Consider the following 16,710-nt stretch of genomic DNA (forward strand, 5'->3'; position numbering starts at 1 on the left):
AAGTTCAGGATGACGGAGTACAAGTTCAGGATGACGGAGTACAGGTTCAGGATGATGAAATTTTGGGTCATGATGAAGAAGCTTGAGTTCATGCTGAATTTATTTAAATATCGATTCTCGTCAAATTAGAAGGACACTCACTTTAATTTACCAGCTTTGGTTTTGTTAAAGGGTTTGATTTTCAGGAGGCTGACTACTCCCAAAGAGGGTGAACGCCGAAGCCTCTTTGAGCTCAAAGAGCGCTTTTGCATAAACTAGCTTTAAACCATATCGTAACCCCCAAGCCGTCATTCCATAATTGTTTTATACGGAACTTGTCAGATAACTAGTATGTTAATTAAGTCGTCCAATGTTATATCCTATTTTTATTTATTATTAACATCAATAATTACACTAAGGTTGTTAACTGTTATTTAATTATGTGTTAACATTTTCGCTCTATTGAAGGGAATTCGATACGACAAAGATTGTTTAATTCTATTTCCCTTCTAAATTTTAAAAGGAAAGTAAAATTGAAGTATGTAAATCTAGTGATGATAAGCGTTTCTTTATGTTTATTAACAGCATGTTTAGAAGTAGAAAACGACAATAATAACGAAGATGTAGTGCAAGCAATCCAAGCACAAAATGAAATTCTTAGTGGCACTAACAATTCTATCAATCCTGGTACTCCTGCCGCTTCTGTTGCATTAACGGGTATCGTTGTTAATGCATTAGATAATCAAGCCGTATCAGCCACGAACATTACAATTATTGCCGCTGATGTTGTCCTCGTCGATAGCGTTAGCTTCAACGGTGGCGAGTTTAAACTAGAAAACCTTCCTGCTAATTCTGATATTGAAATGATTATTGAAAGTAGCAATAATGAATTTTTATCACGTGCATATTTCATTAATACGGGTCATTCAAATGCAGTCAATACGGCCAATGATTTTGGTCAATTTGAAGTTTCTACAGCTAAAGATATGCAAATAACTGTTATTAATAAAACATCAGGATTGCCTCTTACTGGATTAGCGTTTAAAGCTTCATCTCATTACGGTACTAGTTCAAGGTCAAATAAGTATCAACACCAATCGACTTATAATGAAGCCAATGGCGTTTACCATATCACCATACCAAAGTTTCTCAATATTATGGTTAGAGCCAACTTAGATCTCAATCAAGATGGTGAAATAGATTATAACCCTGAGTTAAATAACAACATTAATAGCAATGATTTATATTTTTTATCATCAAATACTGATGAATCATTAACGCTTTATGTTGAAGAAAAAATGCCGTTAAAAGAGATTGAATTTCGCATTACAATGATTGATGCAAGTGCGAATGTTATTTTAGGTGCTGAGTTATTCTCTACAGACTCTGCGGGTACACAGACGACTTCTACTTTTGATGCTGCAACAGAACAGTATGTGATTTCAGCAATGTTTGGCGATTACTCACGAGTAGAAATCCCTTCATTTATGGCAAACGATATCTCTTATCAAAGTGCTTCAATATCACTGAATAAGAACGATGATGACAGCTTAAGAGTCAACATTTCAGGTGCTTTAGAAAACTGTTGTTATAATATCGCTAATACTGATGTTGTTGAGTTAGCGGTTATGCCAAGAGTTGTTACTAATGATAGCTCTTCTTTAGAGGTCGTTATTGCGGCAAATGAAGTAAATTATATCGATAAAAGTTTCAGTGTATTCTACTCTCAAGCTATTACCGCATCAGCAAGTAGCCTATCACTTACTAATACTTCTGGTTTTACCGTTGTTAAAGGTAATGATTCATCGACTGATGTTATTTTACCCGGTACTACAGTTGTTAGTGGCATGGTAGATATTCCTGTTTCATTTGAGATGAGTTTAAATGACACCAAACTTACGATTACGCCGGTTAACTCTTTGCCTAAAAGTCAAAATTACCAATACAATGTCGGTAACTTAGTTGTGAAGTCTACAGAAAAATCTGTCGATGTTAATAATGATTCACTTTCGTTTTATATCGAAAATAATGATGACTTTGATATTAATGACGTACATTTAGATAACAATAATTTTACCAGCAACGGAAATGCGATTACTCTCTCCAATTCAGCGGGTGATAGTTCTTCGCCTTCAAATTATGATCGCAGTGTTTATTTATATCTACCATCATCAATTGAAACGTTACAAAGCTTTTCAATGCGTCTTTACTCGGTAACAGAAGACGGTGTCAGTTATAATTCAGTAAGAAATTTTACTCTTGTTAGAGATAGTAATACTTATAATGTTTCACCATTGGGACTAGTCAAACTTGCTGAAAATGAAACATTAATTACCGAAAGTCTTCAAACGTCGATTGAAACAGGAACCGCTCAATCAGACAATCAGAAAGTTTACCGCGCCTCAACGTCTATATACGCTTCTGATGATTTAGATAGCTCGGAAAATAGTTTAACGTTTGAATATGCTTATCAAACAAAAGCGGGTGACATTGTTACGGGTACTATTAATATCCCGGTACAATAAATATCAGTGATGATTATTTTATATCAGTAAGTTTAGTCTGATTAATTCACCTTTAAAACCCGCTATCTAGCGGGTTTTTTATTTTAAAGCTAGCTTGTCTTGTCGCCGCTTTAGTCTTGTGAATAAAACACTAGGTCAGAGTGAAAAATATTACGTGTTGTTCATTGCGTAAGTCTCTAATATGCAACCTAGAGAATGAAAAGGTAGGCCTATGACTAAACCACGACTCGCATGGCGAAGTCATGCCTAAGCTAAAACGAGTATCACGTGACCGGTCTAGTTAATCGAACAGCAGGCTTTTATGTTTAAATTTTGCCCCGATTGTTAACCTTTTGCGATATTGTTATGTGCCACTAGATAGCTATTATATCTGACTGAGCAAAGTATGCCGGGCCGCATTTTAAGGTTTTACTTGTCATTTTACCCGCCAATTTATATTATGGTCCTATCGAATAGGCTCTGCATAAGTAAAGTTTTCAAGAAAAACAAGGAGGTCGTTACCAAAAGGATTATACTTTATAAGCATTAATTTGAAGGTGGTGGTCCAAGTGAAAGTAATATTCAGTCTTTATTTTTTACTTATTGGTATATGCTTCATTTTGATGGTATCTCCAAATGTACTTGCTCACTCAATAGTTACCCCTACTAATATTTCATATGAAAATTCAGCCATTATTCCAAAGCATAGTTCTCTAGTACTGCCTAAAACTCTCCACTACAATTTTGCTTCTATTGAATTACTGATTGAACAAGAAGTCGGTCGGATTGTTTTACCTCAAATTTATAAAAATATAGGGATAGACATTACTATTACGCCTTTACCTGCTAAAAGAGCGGAATTGTTAGCGAGTATCGGGCAAAGTGATGGCGAAATAATGAGAATTTGGTCCTACGCAGATGAGAACAAAGAAATGATCAGAGTTCCTACTCCTTATTATTCTTTGCAAACTATGCCATTTAGCCTAGCAAGTAAGCATCTCAATATTGTCAGTAAAGATGATTTAAAAAAATATAAATTGGCCAAAATTAGAGGTGTAAAACACACCGATAATATAACGAATGGCTTAAGTAATGTTGTCGAAATGAATAGTACTGAAAATATGTTTAAAATATTACAAAGTGGTCTAGTTGATGTTGCCTTGACCAATACTATAGACGGTCAGCTAATCTTGAAAAGGTTGGGTTACCAAAACATAATTCCTGCAAAAAAGCCATTAGCTGTTTTTCCTCTTTATCATTATATACATCAGAAAAATAAAAATTTGGTTGCTCTTATTAACCAAGAAATAATGCGTCTGCAACAAAGTGGTGAATTAGAAACGTTAATTGCCTTAGCTGAAAAGCAAGTCATCAGTTTAAACCACCAATGATTGCTATATGCAAACTCTGTTAATGACTATCGTTCTTAAATCCTTTCTCAATACAACTCACTAACGTCTTCATTTTATGTTTTTTTTGCCAATGTGGTGGTATCCTGATGTGCTTATTTTTAAGATAATTGAATAACTTTAAAAGGATGTAAAATGAAATTTTCATTAAAAATTCCAATAATATTGATGCTTTTTATCAGTAGCTCTGCCTTCTCTGCTAATGAAGTATTGATCAATGCGCAGCAAGTCAATAAACAGTGTTTATCGAAGCAATGGCATAAAAAAAATCTACTACAACTCAAAGAAGATAAATTTACCCTTCAAAACAAAGCAGATAAAGAAGCTTTAGCACTACAATTACTGGCTTGTTTAGCAAGCCCAGATGCTGAAATAAGAGATGGTGTCGCTTTTGAAGCATTAAGTTATTGGTTGCGAAACGAACACCTTAGCCAAGCAATACATATTAAAATGTTTAACTACTTAACTCGTGTTTTAGAATCGAAAGTAACTGACACCTTTGGTGTCTATCAGTCATTCTCAATCTTGGTATTAGCTGAAGTGGTTCGTGTCGATAGGCACTCACCTTTTTTAACCGTTGACCAAAGAGACTATTTAGTCAATGTGGGTACAAGTTTTTTAACTAATATAAAAGATTATCGCGGTTTTTCAGCTAAAACTGGCTGGCAACATAGTATCGCTCATGCTGCAGACCTTATGCTGCAATTGGCGTTAAACCCTAAAGTTAACAAAGCGCAACTCGATAAGATACTGGTCGCTTTAGCCAGCCAACTTACTGCTAATGATCAACATTCATATATTCAAGGAGAGTCAAAACGTATCGCTATGGCTGTTATATATGTTTTTTTACGAGAACAATACTCTGCTGATGATTTTAACCTTTGGCTTATTAAAGTGGTTGATCCTGCTCCTTTCAATCAATGGCAAGATGTTTATCAAAGTGAACAAGGATTAATTAAATTACATAACACACAGAGTTTTTTATACGCGTTATATGCCACAATAAAACCCAGTAAGAATAAAGTATTAACTGAAATGTCTACCTATTTAGAGCAAGTGATTAAAGCGACTAAATAACGTCAATTTGTATGGTTTAATGGTAATTTCAATCAATATAAAAGCAAAGACAACTATTATCATCAATGATTTTCGTAATAACAACAATAGCTAAACTCACGGAGTGAGCGTTTAATGAATACTAGAATTAATAAGAATACTTATATAATCAAAGAGCATGTTGGCCTATTTAAAGCGGCAAATAATTACGACATTTATGATCCTGAAACAGGGGATATCATCATGGAATGTCGAGAGCCTAATTTAGGCTTTTTTACTAAAATGCTGCGTTTCACTGACTACAAAACCATGACACCTTTTGATGTTCAAATACGTACGCCTGACGATCAGCGTATCATCCGAATTCAGCGTGGTATCTCTTTATTTATTTCAAAAGTAACTGTTTTTGATTGTGACGGTAATGCGGTTGGTTACTTTAAACAAAAATTATTTTCAATCGGTGGAAAATTCGATATCTTTGATAACCAAGACCAACTTGTCTGTCAGTTAAAGGGCAACTGGGTTGGTTGGAATTTTCGCTTTATGGATGGCAATGATGAACTTGCTCATATATCGAAAGAATGGGGTGGCATAGGTAAAGAGTTATTTACCAGTGCAGACAATTACGCATTAGAAATTTCTGCTGATGTTCCTGAAGATCACCCGATTAGAAAGCTGATCCTTGCTGCCGTAATGTGTATTGATATGGTTTTAAAAGAATAATGCTAAGAGGAAACATTTAACAATGGCTGTTATTACTTTTGTTAGTCAACTTGCCCACCAAGAGCAGGATGCTTGGTTAGCGCTATTATCAACTAAGCTGCCAAATGAAGCAATTAAGCTTGATAAAGACTTGTCTGTTGAGCAAAAGCTTCAATGCGAAATCGCTATTGTTGCTAATCCAGATGCTAATATCTTGTCTCAATACCCCAAACTCATATGGGTACAGAGCCTATGGGCAGGGGTCGATGCGCTAGTTTCGCAATTAAGTGATAATAAACCAACGCCAAGTTTTAAACTTGTGCGTTTAATTGATCCAATATTAGCGCAAACCATGAGTGAGGCGGTCTTAACTTGGGTGCTTTATTTACATCGTGATATGCCAAAATACTTACAACAACAAAAATCAGCGCAGTGGCTACAACATCGCTATTTACTGCCACAAGAGCGCACCTTAGGTATTTTAGGTTTAGGTCAATTAGGTAAGTTGAGCGCGTTACGTTTGCATGAAAATGGCTTTAATGTGCTTGGTTGGAGTCAAAGTGATAAGTTAATTAATGGCATTACATGCTATTCAGGAGACGAGGGATTAGTGACTATGGTTAGGCAAACAGATATCTTAATTTGTTTACTACCACTTACTTCAGCGACCTACCAACTCATCAACGATGATCTGCTGACAAACCTACCGCAAGGCGCCAGTATTATTAACTTTGCTCGAGGGGGTATCGTCGCTAATCACGACCTTATTAATCACTTAGCCAATGGCAATCTTGAACATGCAATTCTAGATGTTTTTGAACAAGAGCCTTTAGATAAAAGTGATGATTTATGGTCGAATGAAAAAATAACGGTTCTTCCCCATATTTCTGCGCCGACACATTTTGAAAGTGCAGGTGAAATAGTGACCAAGAACATTAAACAATATCGAAGTAACGACCAGATACCTTTTTATATTGACTGGAATAAAGGCTATTAATATTTTTGATTAGCGATTTACTATTACCATCATTTTTGACGGCAATAGTAAGCTATTATTGAGCCGTGAGTCTGACTAATGCGACTTAGCCATCGGCATTAATCGTCGCAATAAGTTCGGCAAGGCAAGCTTCATTTTGATCATGTGGAACTTGACAGGTTCCCGCCGCATTATGCCCACCACCATTGTATTTCAACATAAGTTCACCGACATTTGTTTTTGCACTGCGATCAAAAATAGATTTACCGGTAGCAAAAACAGTATTTTGTTTTTTAAGCCCCCACATAACATGAATTGAAATATTACATTGTGGAAATAAGGCATAAATAACAAAACGATTACCCGAGTAAATAATTTCTTCTTCTCTTAAGTCCAGCACAACTAAGTTATTGTGTACGGTTGCACAGCGCTTAATTTGCTCTTTAAATTTTTCTTCATGCTCAAAATAAAGATCGGTGCGTTCCTTAACATCAGGGAGTGCGAGTAATTGGTCAATGTTGTGATCTTTACCAAAATCAATTAAGTCCATCATCAGTTCATAGTTCGAAATCCGAAACTCTCTGAAGCGGCCTAAACCTGTGCGTGAGTCCATAATGAAATTAAGTAATTCCCATCGCTTGGCATGCAAAACTTCTTCTTTATTAAATTGTGCTGAATCACCTTTATCTACCGCTTCCATCATGCTTGTCCAACTTGCGGGGAAAGTTTCTAGGCCACCGTAGTAGTCATAAACAACGCGAGCAGCTGAAGGCGCATCAGGGTCGATAACATGGTTATCTCGTTTTTTATTACGAAGTGTTTCACTATGATGGTGATCAAAAGCGATATGAACACCGTCAACATAAGGTAAGTTGGTGGAAATATCATCTGGCCCAACCGCTATCTTTCCGTCTTGCATATCTTTGGGGTGAACAAAGAGAATACCGTCAACTAAATTAATATGTTTGAGTAAAATAGCACAAACTAAACCATCAAAATCACTACGTGTTACTAAACGGTATTTTTTATTATCCGACATTTATTATCTCCATTATATAGATTTTTACACTCTGTTATTTAACACTATATTGTTTATATAAGCATAATTAAAGTAGATTAATGCGCGGAATCAACTTTAAGGTTAAATAAAGTGCTTTATGTGTAGATTATTTTATTTATGATTCTTTTATCTCGATTCTATTTGAAAAGTTTATGCCTAGGTTTAATTTTCTATGTATTGCTCTCGCATTAACCTAATGAACAAACCAAGCTGTAAGTCATTTCAGACCAGTTAGCATCCTCCTGCACGGCTTCTTTTAAAATAATGACTTGTGATCGGCTCTATATTTTTGCTTAATACAAGGGTAATCTTACTGGAATAGCTTTATGAGTCTCTGCAAAACTTGTTATATCTGCTTGGACGTTATTCATACCTAATTGGGAGAATATACAAGATATTGTATGATTTGAGAGATTGATAATGGCTACGTTTCTGATAAGAAATAGAATGTTGAGTATAGCTTAGATTGAGCAAAGCACCGAAAAATTTAAGTAAAGTAGGAAAAAAGAAACAATTGAATATCGTTGCATTTTTCCTATTTATTTTGAGGTTATGCGGCATTTAACCAATGAGAACGTTGACTATATGGCCGCATTATATATTGATCTATTATCCCGCTTCGGTTGCTAATATTTCGCGAATATTTATTGTTTGCTGATATTGTACAAAATTCATTTCTTGTGACGTTCTGGCAAGTACAGCCATGCGATCGGCGAGCTCATTACCTTCAATATTCGCGTGACCTTTAACATGAGTAATAGCAATATGTTTTTTAATTTCTTGATAGAGTGTATAGCAAACCTTGACTAACTCTGGATTTTTAATCGCTTCGCCATTTGCTTTTTTCCAACCTTTATTTTTCCATCCTGTTGCCCATTTCGTGATGCTGTCGATGGAGTATTTTGAATCAGACAGTACTTGAATGGTTCTACCAGGATTAGCTTCAATATAAGCTTTCGCCAATTTAAAGGCTTGTAACATTCCAATTAACTCAGCGGTGTTATTAGTACCATTGGCGTTATAGGCACCATACCAAAGGCTATGAATTTCACCTTGATGATAAACAGCGACACCAGTCCCTGATTTTCCAGGGTTGGGCGAACACGCACCATCACAATAAATATCGATATTAGCTTTAGTGACTTCACGATCGCTGCGTACTGTGCTGCCAGCAGGTTTTGCTGAAGCTGTTGCTCGACTCAATGATGAACTTGCGGTTTTAGCCGCAGCGGGGTATTCAGCTCCGTTGCGTGGTGGTGTTTTTAAGGATCGCTGGGTTAATGCTTTGGTGTAAGTTGACTTAAAAGCGGCTTCTGCTTCAACTTGTGAAGGAAACCCCATAAATTGAGCATCAGCACGCCCTGATGTTACGGATTGAACCGTTGTCCAGTTGTCAAAGACACCTGTTTTTGATCCTTTCCAAACCACGTAATATTTTTTACTCATTATGCTACTCAGTTTATTTTAGTTTGTTCTTGGCAGATAACGACCATATTAATAAAACGATACCAGCGATAAAAAATGGAATACTCAGCATTTGCCCGGTATTTAACGCCCAAATCGACTCATAAGCAGCTTGTTTAACTTTTACTGACTCAATTAAAAATCGAGCGGTGAAGGTTAATATTAAAAATAAGCCTAATAATGAACCCTTAGGCGTTTTATCTTTTGATTTTTTATAGATAAAGAAGAGAATAATAAAAATCAGTAAATACGCAATCGCTTCATAAAGTTGCGCAGGGTGGCGAGGTATATTATCAATACGCGCGAAAATAATAGCCCAAGGCGCATCACTGGCAACGCCTAATATTTCAGAGTTAACAAAGTTAGCTGAACGAACAAATACACCAAAGAGTGCGGTACAAATAGCTAATCGGTCGAGCAGCCATAAATAGTTTTCTTGATACTTTCTTGCGTATATACCTAATGCAATAATAAGTCCTAAACCGCCGCCATGGCTAGCAAGACCACCTTCCCAAATGGCCAGTATCTTTAAAGGATTAGCAAAGTAATATTGAGGATCGTAAAAAAAACAATGGCCTAAGCGAGCACCAATAATTATACCAAATACAGAATACATCAGTAAGTTGTCCAGAGCCTCTAGGTTTTTGTGCTCTGTTTGATACACCCATTTCATCACCTGTAAACCCGATATGATAGCGGCAGCAAATAGCGCGCCATACCAATGAACGCTTAAAGGACCTATAGAAAGTAAAACTGGATCAATATCCCAAATAAAATGTTGCAATGAAAAAACCTTATTTATACGTATGCAGTGATTGAGTTGTTGATGAACAACAACCATAAAGTCGCTATTATGTCAGTCAATTAGCGATAAAACGAGAGCAAAGTTGTAATGAAAAATTATAGTTTAGGTAAGAGCGAACTCCAGTCATCACGATTAATCTATGGTTGTATGCGAATTGCAGGTGATCAATCAGTTAATGATATCGATAAAGGCAAACGTGCGGTGCAGAGCGCGATTGATGCAGGCTACAATCATTTTGATCATGCTGACATTTATGGTGGAGGGGCAAGTGAACAATTATTTGGTGAATTGTTAAAGCAATTACCGCACTTGCGAGAAAAGATGATCCTTACCTCCAAAGCAAGTATTCGTCCAAAAAACAATGAAAATACTTATGCGCCAACACGCTATGATTTTAGCAAAGCATATATTTTATCGAGTGTAGAAGGTTCTTTAAAGCGTTTGCATACTGAGCAACTCGATCTTTTCTTATTACATCGCCCTGATTATTTATTTGATATTAATGAAGTCGCCGAAACCTTTAAACAACTCAAAGACAGCGGTAAAGTTGCGCATTTTGGCGTAAGTAACTTTAAACCCTCACAAGTAGCGATGTTACAAAGTGCATTAGATTTACCGTTATTGGTGAATCAGATAGAAATTAATATTCATAATGTTGATGCGTTAAATGACGGAACTTTGGATCAATGTCAACAAGATAAACTATCGCCAATTGCCTGGTGCCCGTTAGGTGGTGTTGCCTACTCTGCATGGGGGAATACCTTTTCAGTTGAAGATGAACAACGTATCGCCGAGGAGTTAACTTCGCAAGCACAAGTGTATAACTGTCAACCTTGGCAAATTATTCTTGCTTGGTTACTAAAACACCCCGCGAAGATATTTCCTATTATTGGTTCGACCACACCAGAACGAATTATTGCTGCAAAAGTAGCACTAGAACTCAATTATAGCCGTGAAGATTGGTATCGATTATTTGAAGCGAGAAATGGTCAAGCTGTTCCCTAGCGAGGAAGGTGAATCGATATTGAATCGTTTTTCTCGCTAACTAAAGTCAGCGGGTAATTATACAACAGTATTTATTTATCGTTTATCGATAAAAATAGATTGATAAGCATGTTTTTTCTGCTACATTAGGCTTATTGAATAAATTTAGGTTATAAGTTTTATGTTAGCGCATCATAGGATCAGCAAAGTAAGTAAAATAGTTAGGGCACTCGTTGCGCTATTTGTTGTTATGCAAGTTTTCAGCTTTACGTTTTTATTACTATTTGGGGTTAATAATGAAGGCACCTTTGAGCTAACTGACAATTTTTCATTTATTTCTTCAGCGGCCAATATCGACTTTTCAGGTAGTTGGGAAAATTTAGCGTTAGCCTTAACCGATGAAGGTTTTAACGCTTTGCTTATACTAGGCAGTGCAGATTTGTTGCCAAGCCTTTTAATTTATTGGTCTTTGTTTAAGTTATTTGGTTTATATCAGCAGGGTTTAGTATTCACTGTCGCCAATATTCAATGCATTAAAAATATTGGTACTGTGCTATTAGCTTGGATTGCCTTAAAGCTTCTTTATCCGATAGTGGTGACCTTAGTATTACGATTTTCAGGAGCTTCTGATACGTTATCGTTATACATAAGCTTAGGCTCTGATGAGTTAAGATTTTTATTAATTGGTTTAGTGATATACGTGATAGCTTGGATAATGAGCGAAGCGACTAGCTTGCATCAAGAGCAGGAGTTAGTTATCTAGTGGCTATGATTATAGAACTGGACGTTATGCTAGCAAAACGTAAAATGAAATTAAACGATCTTGCTTTGTCAGTAGGCATAACGCCACAAAACTTATCTGTACTTAAAAGTGGTCGAGCAAAAGCGATACGGTTTTCAACGCTTGAAGCCATTTGCCAAACACTAGATTGTCAGCCAGGCGATATTTTACTTTATGAAAAAGATCAATAAACAAGGAATGAAGATGAACAAATCTATAGCGATAATGATTACCTGTGGAGCCTTAGTGGGTCACCTAGTAAGCTTTTCGGCAATAGCAACTGATGAGGAATCGTATGCTTTTGTTGGTTTTGGTCTAAGCCATTATGATAATTTAGCTAACTTAGCCTTAAGTGAGACTCAAATTGATCTTGTTCCTGAAGTTTATCTTGGTGTAGGTAAGCGTTATCAATTGAATGACGACTGGCAGCTAGCGACAGAGGTTTCAATTCATTATGCCAAAGCACATTTTAGTGGCTTAGCTGAAAATGTTGACGCCAATCATTTATCTAAAGAACGGCAAGTTTCTTCGGGTAATTATCAATCACTGGGATTATGGGCAACTTCTCGTTTTAACTATGTTAGCTTAAGTGATAATGTCTCACCATTTATTGAACTAGCCCTTGGCGCGGTGCAAACGAACCAGAGTGCACTTTTTGGTGAAGAAAAAAATCAGCAGATTGCTTATAAAGCAATCGCTGGTCTAGAGTTTGAGGTAGCTGACAAAATGACTTTTTCTATTGGCGTTGGTCTTTCAGACAACGATGACCACCTGTAAATAAGTCGATGCTATTATTGCTAAGATTTAGCTGCCTTGTTGGTGGCTTTTTTTCTGTCTTTAATATAGTAAAACCAAGTTACTGCAAAGAGTATGGCAATAAAGGGCATACTCGTAAGAACTACTGTATGCCAACCCGCTTTAAATAAAACCCAACCAGCGAGTAACGATGCAGTTGCTTGTAAACCAAAAATAATAAAGTCATTAATTGCTTGTACTTTGTGTCGTTCACTCGGCTTATAACTTTGCGGCAGTAAGGTTGTTCCGGTCAAAAACAAAAAATTCCAACCTATGCCTAATAAAATCAGTGCCCACCAATAGTGCATAACCTGCTCGCCAGAAAGTGCCACAACAGCGACTAACGCATAAATCACTGTGCCAATTAACATTAAGCTTTTCAAGCCGATTCTTTTTACTAACCAAGCGGTAAAAAGTGAAGGGATAAACATCGCGGCAATATGGCTTTGAATTACCCATTTTGTCTCGTGTAAGCTATGACCGCTCATCTGGTGCATGCTCAAGGGGGTTGCTGTCATTAAGTAACTCATTAAGGCAAAACCAATGGCCGCTGATAATATTGCAATAATAAAAATAGGTTGTTTGATAATTTCACTCAATGGGCGAGTGTCGCCCACTTGTTGATGAGATTCAATCTGGGTGTTTTTAAAATTCAGCATAATAATCATCGCACAAACGATTAATCCGGCTAACACTAAAAATGAGCCAGCATATCCATAGGGAGATGCTAACCAATCTTTCGCGACTACGGCTATTTCAGGGCCTAGAAAAGCGGAAAAAATGCCACTTAGCATTAAAATCGACAACACGGTTGGAATATCTTTATCGTCCTTAATACTCTCAATTGCTGCAAAACGTAATTGCTGGATAAATGAGGTACTAATACCAAAGAGTAAACCAGCAAAGACAAAGAGTTCAAAGTTAGCAATAAGTGCAGAGACCATTGCCGTTAAGGTCGCAACTAAACCAACACTATAACCGGTAAAAATCGCAAAGCGGCGACCTTTATTTTTTGCCAACATAGCCGCAGGAATAGCACCACAGGCTACCCCTAAAATCATCACGGTAACGGGGAGGGTCGCTAAAGAAGGATCACTTGCCATACGGGTCGACAATATACCGCCAATAAAAACAATCACCGGTGATGCCGCCATAACAAGGGGTTGGGCAATAAAAAGCAGCCAAATGTTTTTAGGTAAAGTGAAATATCGTGATAAGAAAAAAGCGCTGACAATGAGTAAGGCTAAGGTAATAAAAATATTGGATAACATAGCGATTCGTTTTGATAATTATTCTTGGACTATCATAGCGTATTATTTTTAGTGACGAGAGAATAATTTATCTTGGTTTTTATGCTTCAACTGATAAACTGCCTGCGTTGAAAATTAGCTAAACATTGTTTTAAGGTTGTTATGAAATTTAGTCCACTGGTTCAAGAATTAATCAATTCACTTAAATGTTTACCGGGTGTTGGCGCTAAATCGGCGCAGCGTATGGCGTTTCATTTACTTGAACGTAATCGTATTGGCGGCGCTAAGCTTGCGGGTACATTAAAAGTGGCGATGGAAAATATTGGTCATTGTTCACAATGCCGAAATTTTACTGAAGATGATACCTGTGAAATTTGCCAAAGTGCTAAGCGGCTTATAAACCAGCAGCTCTGTATTGTTGAAAGTCCAGGTGATGTTATTGCTATAGAACAAACCGGGGAGTTTCAAGGACGTTATTTTATTTTAATGGGGCACTTATCGCCGCTAGATGGTATTGGACCGGATGATCTTGGCTTAGATATATTAGAGAAACAGCTGGCGACAGATCAGTTTAAGGAAATTATTTTAGCAACCAATCCAACGGTTGAAGGAGAAGCTACCGCACATTTTATTGCCGAACTGGCTAAAAAATATCAAGTGGTTATTTCTCGAATTGCCCATGGTGTGCCTGTTGGTGGTGAACTTGAATATGTTGACGGTAACACCTTATCTCATGCTTTATCAGGACGTAAGAGCTATTCATTCTAATCTTGAGTAAATTTATGCTTTGAACACATATTCAAAGCATATTTTTAAATTTATTTTACCTAAGAAACATCACATTCCCTTGAAATAATTTCTCTTAGCCCCACATGTTATCTATCAACGTGAGCATCATATTTGCATGTTCTCTTTTAAACACCGATAAATGTAGGATATATTTCAAATGTCAGAAACAGGCCAAAAAGAAAATCATCAGTTTGCAACTGATAACGCTAAATTACTTAAATTAATGATCCATTCACTTTACTCAAACAAAGAAATCTTCTTACGTGAGTTAGTGTCAAATGCGGCCGATGCTGCTGACAAACTTCGCTTTAACGCACTATCAAATGCTGATCTATACGAAGGTGATGGTGATTTACGCGTACGTGTTAGTTGCGATAAAGAAAATAATACGCTTACCATTTCTGATAATGGTATTGGTATGACGCATGATCAAATTATTGATCATTTAGGTACTATCGCTAAATCAGGTACGGCTGAGTTTTTCTCGCAACTTTCTGGCGATCAAGCTTCAGACTCACAACTTATTGGTCAATTTGGTGTTGGTTTTTATTCAGCATTTATCGTTGCAGACTCAGTAACTGTGCGTTCTCGCGCTGCTGGTGTTGATGCATCCGAAGGTGTTGAATGGACAAGTGCTGGCGAAGGTGAATTCACCACCGCTAAAATTTCAAAGACTAATCGTGGTACCGATATTATTCTTCACTTAAAAGAAGAAGAGCAAGAATACGCTGACGATTGGCGTTTAAAATCAATAGTCACTAAGTACTCAGATCATATTTCTGTTTCTGTTGAAATGCTAACACCAGCAGTTCCTGGTGTTGAAGCCGTTGCTGAAGTTAAAGATGACGAAGACAATGTTACTGTTCCAGCTGCTGAAGCCGTTGCTGAAGTACCTGCCAAATGGGAACCTGTCAATAAAGCCACTGCATTGTGGACTCGTGAAAAATCAGAAGTTTCTGATGACGAATATAAAGAATTCTACAAGCATGTATCACATGACTTTGGCGACCCACTTGTCTGGGAGCACAATAAAGTAGAAGGTAAAACTGAATATACATCATTACTTTATATTCCAAGCAAAGCGCCATTTGACATGCATAACCGTGAAAAACAACATGGTTTAAAGCTATTTGTTCAACGCGTATTTATAATGGACGACGCTGAACAGTTTATGCCTACATATTTACGTTTTGTAAAAGGTTTATTAGATTCAAATGATTTACCATTAAACGTTTCTCGTGAAATTTTACAAGATAACAAAATTACCCAAGCGATCCGTAAAGGCTGTACTAAACGCGTACTTAAAATGCTTGAAAAACTAGGTAAAAAAGACAAAGAGCAATACCAGTCATTTTGGAACGAGTTTGGTCAAGTATTGAAAGAAGGCCCAGCAGAAGATCAAGGTAATAAAGAGCAAGTTGCAAACTTATTACGCTTTGCCTCAACAGAGCATGATACTGCGGTTCAAAGTGTTTCAATTCCTGAATACGTAGAACGTATGAAAGAAGGACAAGAAAAGATTTACTATGTTGTTGCAGACAGCTTTGAAGCGGCTAAAAACAGCCCACATTTAGAAGTTTTCCGTAAAAAGGGCATTGAAGTATTATTAATGTCTGACCGTATCGATGAATGGTTAGTGAGCCACTTAACAGAAGTTGATGGCAAGCAATTACAATCGGTCACGCGTGGTGGTTTAGACCTAGGTGATATGGAAGATGAAGAATCAAAACAAGCACAAGAAAAACTTGAGCAAGAGTTCGATTCTGTTGTTACCCGTATTAAAACATCATTAGCTGGTAAAGTGAAAGATGTTAAATTGTCGCAACGTTTAACTGATTCTCCAGCTTGTATCGTTGCCGATGAGCACGACATGAGCAGCCAAATGATGAAGCTTATGCAATCAGTTGGACAAGAAGTACCTGACGCATTACCTATCTTCGAAATCAATGCAGAGCATGAGTTAGTAAAACATGTTGCTAATGAAACTGATGATGAAAAATTCAATCAGTGGACGCAAGTATTGTTTGAACAGGCGATGTTAGCTGAGCGTGGTAGCTTAAAAGACCCAGCAAGTTTTGTTGCACGTTTAAACAAATTAATGTTGAGCCTTACTAAGTAAGCTTTTAATATTTCTTAGTGTACAGATTAAAAAAAAA

15 protein-coding genes are annotated in these 16,710 nt (G+C 36.8%); 11 read left to right on the forward strand and 4 right to left on the reverse strand.

Going from position 1 to position 16,710, the window contains the following annotated elements:
* Positions 1-512: 512 nt before the first annotated feature.
* The 5 genes from H4J76_RS14165 to H4J76_RS14185 all read left to right on the forward strand — a co-directional run bounded on the left by H4J76_RS14165 (position 513) and on the right by H4J76_RS14185 (position 6,647).
* Entirely contained in the window at positions 513-2,504 is a 1,992-nt protein-coding gene (locus H4J76_RS14165) for a hypothetical protein (protein ID WP_182230851.1), read from the forward strand.
* Between the two features lie 548 nt (positions 2,505-3,052).
* The gene (locus H4J76_RS14170) at positions 3,053-3,874 is read left to right on the forward strand and encodes a transporter substrate-binding domain-containing protein (protein WP_310734077.1); all 822 of its coding nucleotides are present in this window, start codon (positions 3,053-3,055) and stop codon (positions 3,872-3,874) included.
* A 153-nt stretch (positions 3,875-4,027) separates the two neighbouring features.
* Positions 4,028-4,969 carry a DUF2785 domain-containing protein gene (locus tag H4J76_RS14175; protein WP_182230852.1) on the forward strand — a complete coding sequence of 314 codons (942 nt, stop codon included), beginning with the start codon at positions 4,028-4,030 and terminating at the stop codon, positions 4,967-4,969.
* A 114-nt stretch (positions 4,970-5,083) separates the two neighbouring features.
* Positions 5,084-5,671 carry an LURP-one-related/scramblase family protein gene (locus H4J76_RS14180; RefSeq protein WP_182215416.1) on the forward strand — a complete coding sequence of 196 codons (588 nt, stop codon included), beginning with the start codon at positions 5,084-5,086 and terminating at the stop codon, positions 5,669-5,671.
* A gap of 22 nt (positions 5,672-5,693) precedes the next feature.
* Complete coding sequence (locus H4J76_RS14185; protein WP_182222467.1) at positions 5,694-6,647, forward strand: glyoxylate/hydroxypyruvate reductase A; 954 nt, start codon at positions 5,694-5,696, stop codon at positions 6,645-6,647.
* A gap of 85 nt (positions 6,648-6,732) precedes the next feature.
* Here the strand turns inward: H4J76_RS14185 and H4J76_RS14190 are convergent, their stop codons facing one another.
* From H4J76_RS14190 to lgt, 3 genes are all read right to left on the reverse strand, one after another.
* The gene (locus H4J76_RS14190; protein ID WP_182215412.1) at positions 6,733-7,665 is read right to left on the reverse strand and encodes an exopolyphosphatase; all 933 of its coding nucleotides are present in this window, start codon (positions 7,663-7,665) and stop codon (positions 6,733-6,735) included.
* 630 nt (positions 7,666-8,295) lie between these two features.
* Entirely contained in the window at positions 8,296-9,132 is an 837-nt protein-coding gene (locus tag H4J76_RS14200; protein ID WP_182215410.1) for a ribonuclease H family protein, read from the reverse strand.
* A 13-nt stretch (positions 9,133-9,145) separates the two neighbouring features.
* Positions 9,146-9,934, reverse strand: coding sequence for a prolipoprotein diacylglyceryl transferase (lgt, locus tag H4J76_RS14205; protein ID WP_070376208.1), 789 nt, complete (start codon positions 9,932-9,934; stop codon positions 9,146-9,148).
* Between the two features lie 108 nt (positions 9,935-10,042).
* Between lgt and H4J76_RS14210 the strand changes: the two genes are divergently transcribed.
* From H4J76_RS14210 to H4J76_RS14225, 4 genes are all read left to right on the forward strand, one after another.
* Positions 10,043-10,960 (forward strand): aldo/keto reductase family oxidoreductase, encoded by a 918-nt coding sequence (locus H4J76_RS14210; protein WP_182215408.1) that lies wholly within the window; start codon positions 10,043-10,045, stop codon positions 10,958-10,960.
* A gap of 160 nt (positions 10,961-11,120) precedes the next feature.
* Positions 11,121-11,702, forward strand: coding sequence for a DUF2975 domain-containing protein (locus H4J76_RS14215; RefSeq protein ID WP_070376210.1), 582 nt, complete (start codon positions 11,121-11,123; stop codon positions 11,700-11,702).
* Positions 11,702-11,911 (forward strand): helix-turn-helix transcriptional regulator, encoded by a 210-nt coding sequence (locus tag H4J76_RS14220; protein ID WP_070376211.1) that lies wholly within the window; start codon positions 11,702-11,704, stop codon positions 11,909-11,911. The genes H4J76_RS14215 and H4J76_RS14220 overlap by 1 nt, the downstream gene beginning before the upstream one ends.
* A gap of 13 nt (positions 11,912-11,924) precedes the next feature.
* On the forward strand, positions 11,925-12,497 hold the full coding sequence (locus H4J76_RS14225) for an outer membrane beta-barrel protein (protein WP_182215407.1): 573 nt from the start codon (positions 11,925-11,927) through the stop codon (positions 12,495-12,497).
* A gap of 20 nt (positions 12,498-12,517) precedes the next feature.
* Here H4J76_RS14225 and H4J76_RS14230 read toward each other — a convergent pair whose 3' ends face one another.
* Complete coding sequence (locus H4J76_RS14230; protein ID WP_182215405.1) at positions 12,518-13,786, reverse strand: MFS transporter; 1,269 nt, start codon at positions 13,784-13,786, stop codon at positions 12,518-12,520.
* 141 nt (positions 13,787-13,927) lie between these two features.
* Between H4J76_RS14230 and recR the strand changes: the two genes are divergently transcribed.
* The gene (gene recR, locus H4J76_RS14235) at positions 13,928-14,533 is read left to right on the forward strand and encodes a recombination mediator RecR (protein ID WP_070376214.1); all 606 of its coding nucleotides are present in this window, start codon (positions 13,928-13,930) and stop codon (positions 14,531-14,533) included.
* Between the two features lie 178 nt (positions 14,534-14,711).
* Positions 14,712-16,673, forward strand: coding sequence for a molecular chaperone HtpG (htpG, locus tag H4J76_RS14240; RefSeq protein ID WP_070376215.1), 1,962 nt, complete (start codon positions 14,712-14,714; stop codon positions 16,671-16,673).
* The last annotated feature ends 37 nt before the right edge of the window (positions 16,674-16,710 follow it).

Origin of the sequence: Colwellia sp. BRX9-1 (assembly GCF_014077195.1) — a bacterium.
In the GTDB taxonomy this organism is placed as follows: domain Bacteria; phylum Pseudomonadota; class Gammaproteobacteria; order Enterobacterales; family Alteromonadaceae; genus Colwellia_A.

Excerpts from the sequence above, each read along its gene's own strand:
- H4J76_RS14185 (WP_182222467.1), top strand. The coding sequence starts at position 5,694 with ATGGCTGTTATTACTTTTGTTAGTCAACTTGCCCACCAAGAGCAGGAT.
- H4J76_RS14210 (WP_182215408.1), top strand. The coding sequence starts at position 10,043 with ATGAAAAATTATAGTTTAGGTAAGAGCGAACTCCAGTCATCACGATTA.
- recR (WP_070376214.1), top strand. The coding sequence starts at position 13,928 with ATGAAATTTAGTCCACTGGTTCAAGAATTAATCAATTCACTTAAATGT.
- H4J76_RS14180 (WP_182215416.1), top strand. The coding sequence starts at position 5,084 with ATGAATACTAGAATTAATAAGAATACTTATATAATCAAAGAGCATGTT.
- H4J76_RS14215 (WP_070376210.1), top strand. The coding sequence starts at position 11,121 with ATGTTAGCGCATCATAGGATCAGCAAAGTAAGTAAAATAGTTAGGGCA.
- H4J76_RS14190 (WP_182215412.1), bottom strand. The coding sequence starts at position 7,665 with ATGTCGGATAATAAAAAATACCGTTTAGTAACACGTAGTGATTTTGAT.
- H4J76_RS14230 (WP_182215405.1), bottom strand. The coding sequence starts at position 13,786 with ATGTTATCCAATATTTTTATTACCTTAGCCTTACTCATTGTCAGCGCT.
- H4J76_RS14175 (WP_182230852.1), top strand. The coding sequence starts at position 4,028 with ATGAAATTTTCATTAAAAATTCCAATAATATTGATGCTTTTTATCAGT.
- htpG (WP_070376215.1), top strand. The coding sequence starts at position 14,712 with ATGTCAGAAACAGGCCAAAAAGAAAATCATCAGTTTGCAACTGATAAC.
- H4J76_RS14200 (WP_182215410.1), bottom strand. The coding sequence starts at position 9,132 with ATGAGTAAAAAATATTACGTGGTTTGGAAAGGATCAAAAACAGGTGTC.
- H4J76_RS14225 (WP_182215407.1), top strand. The coding sequence starts at position 11,925 with ATGAACAAATCTATAGCGATAATGATTACCTGTGGAGCCTTAGTGGGT.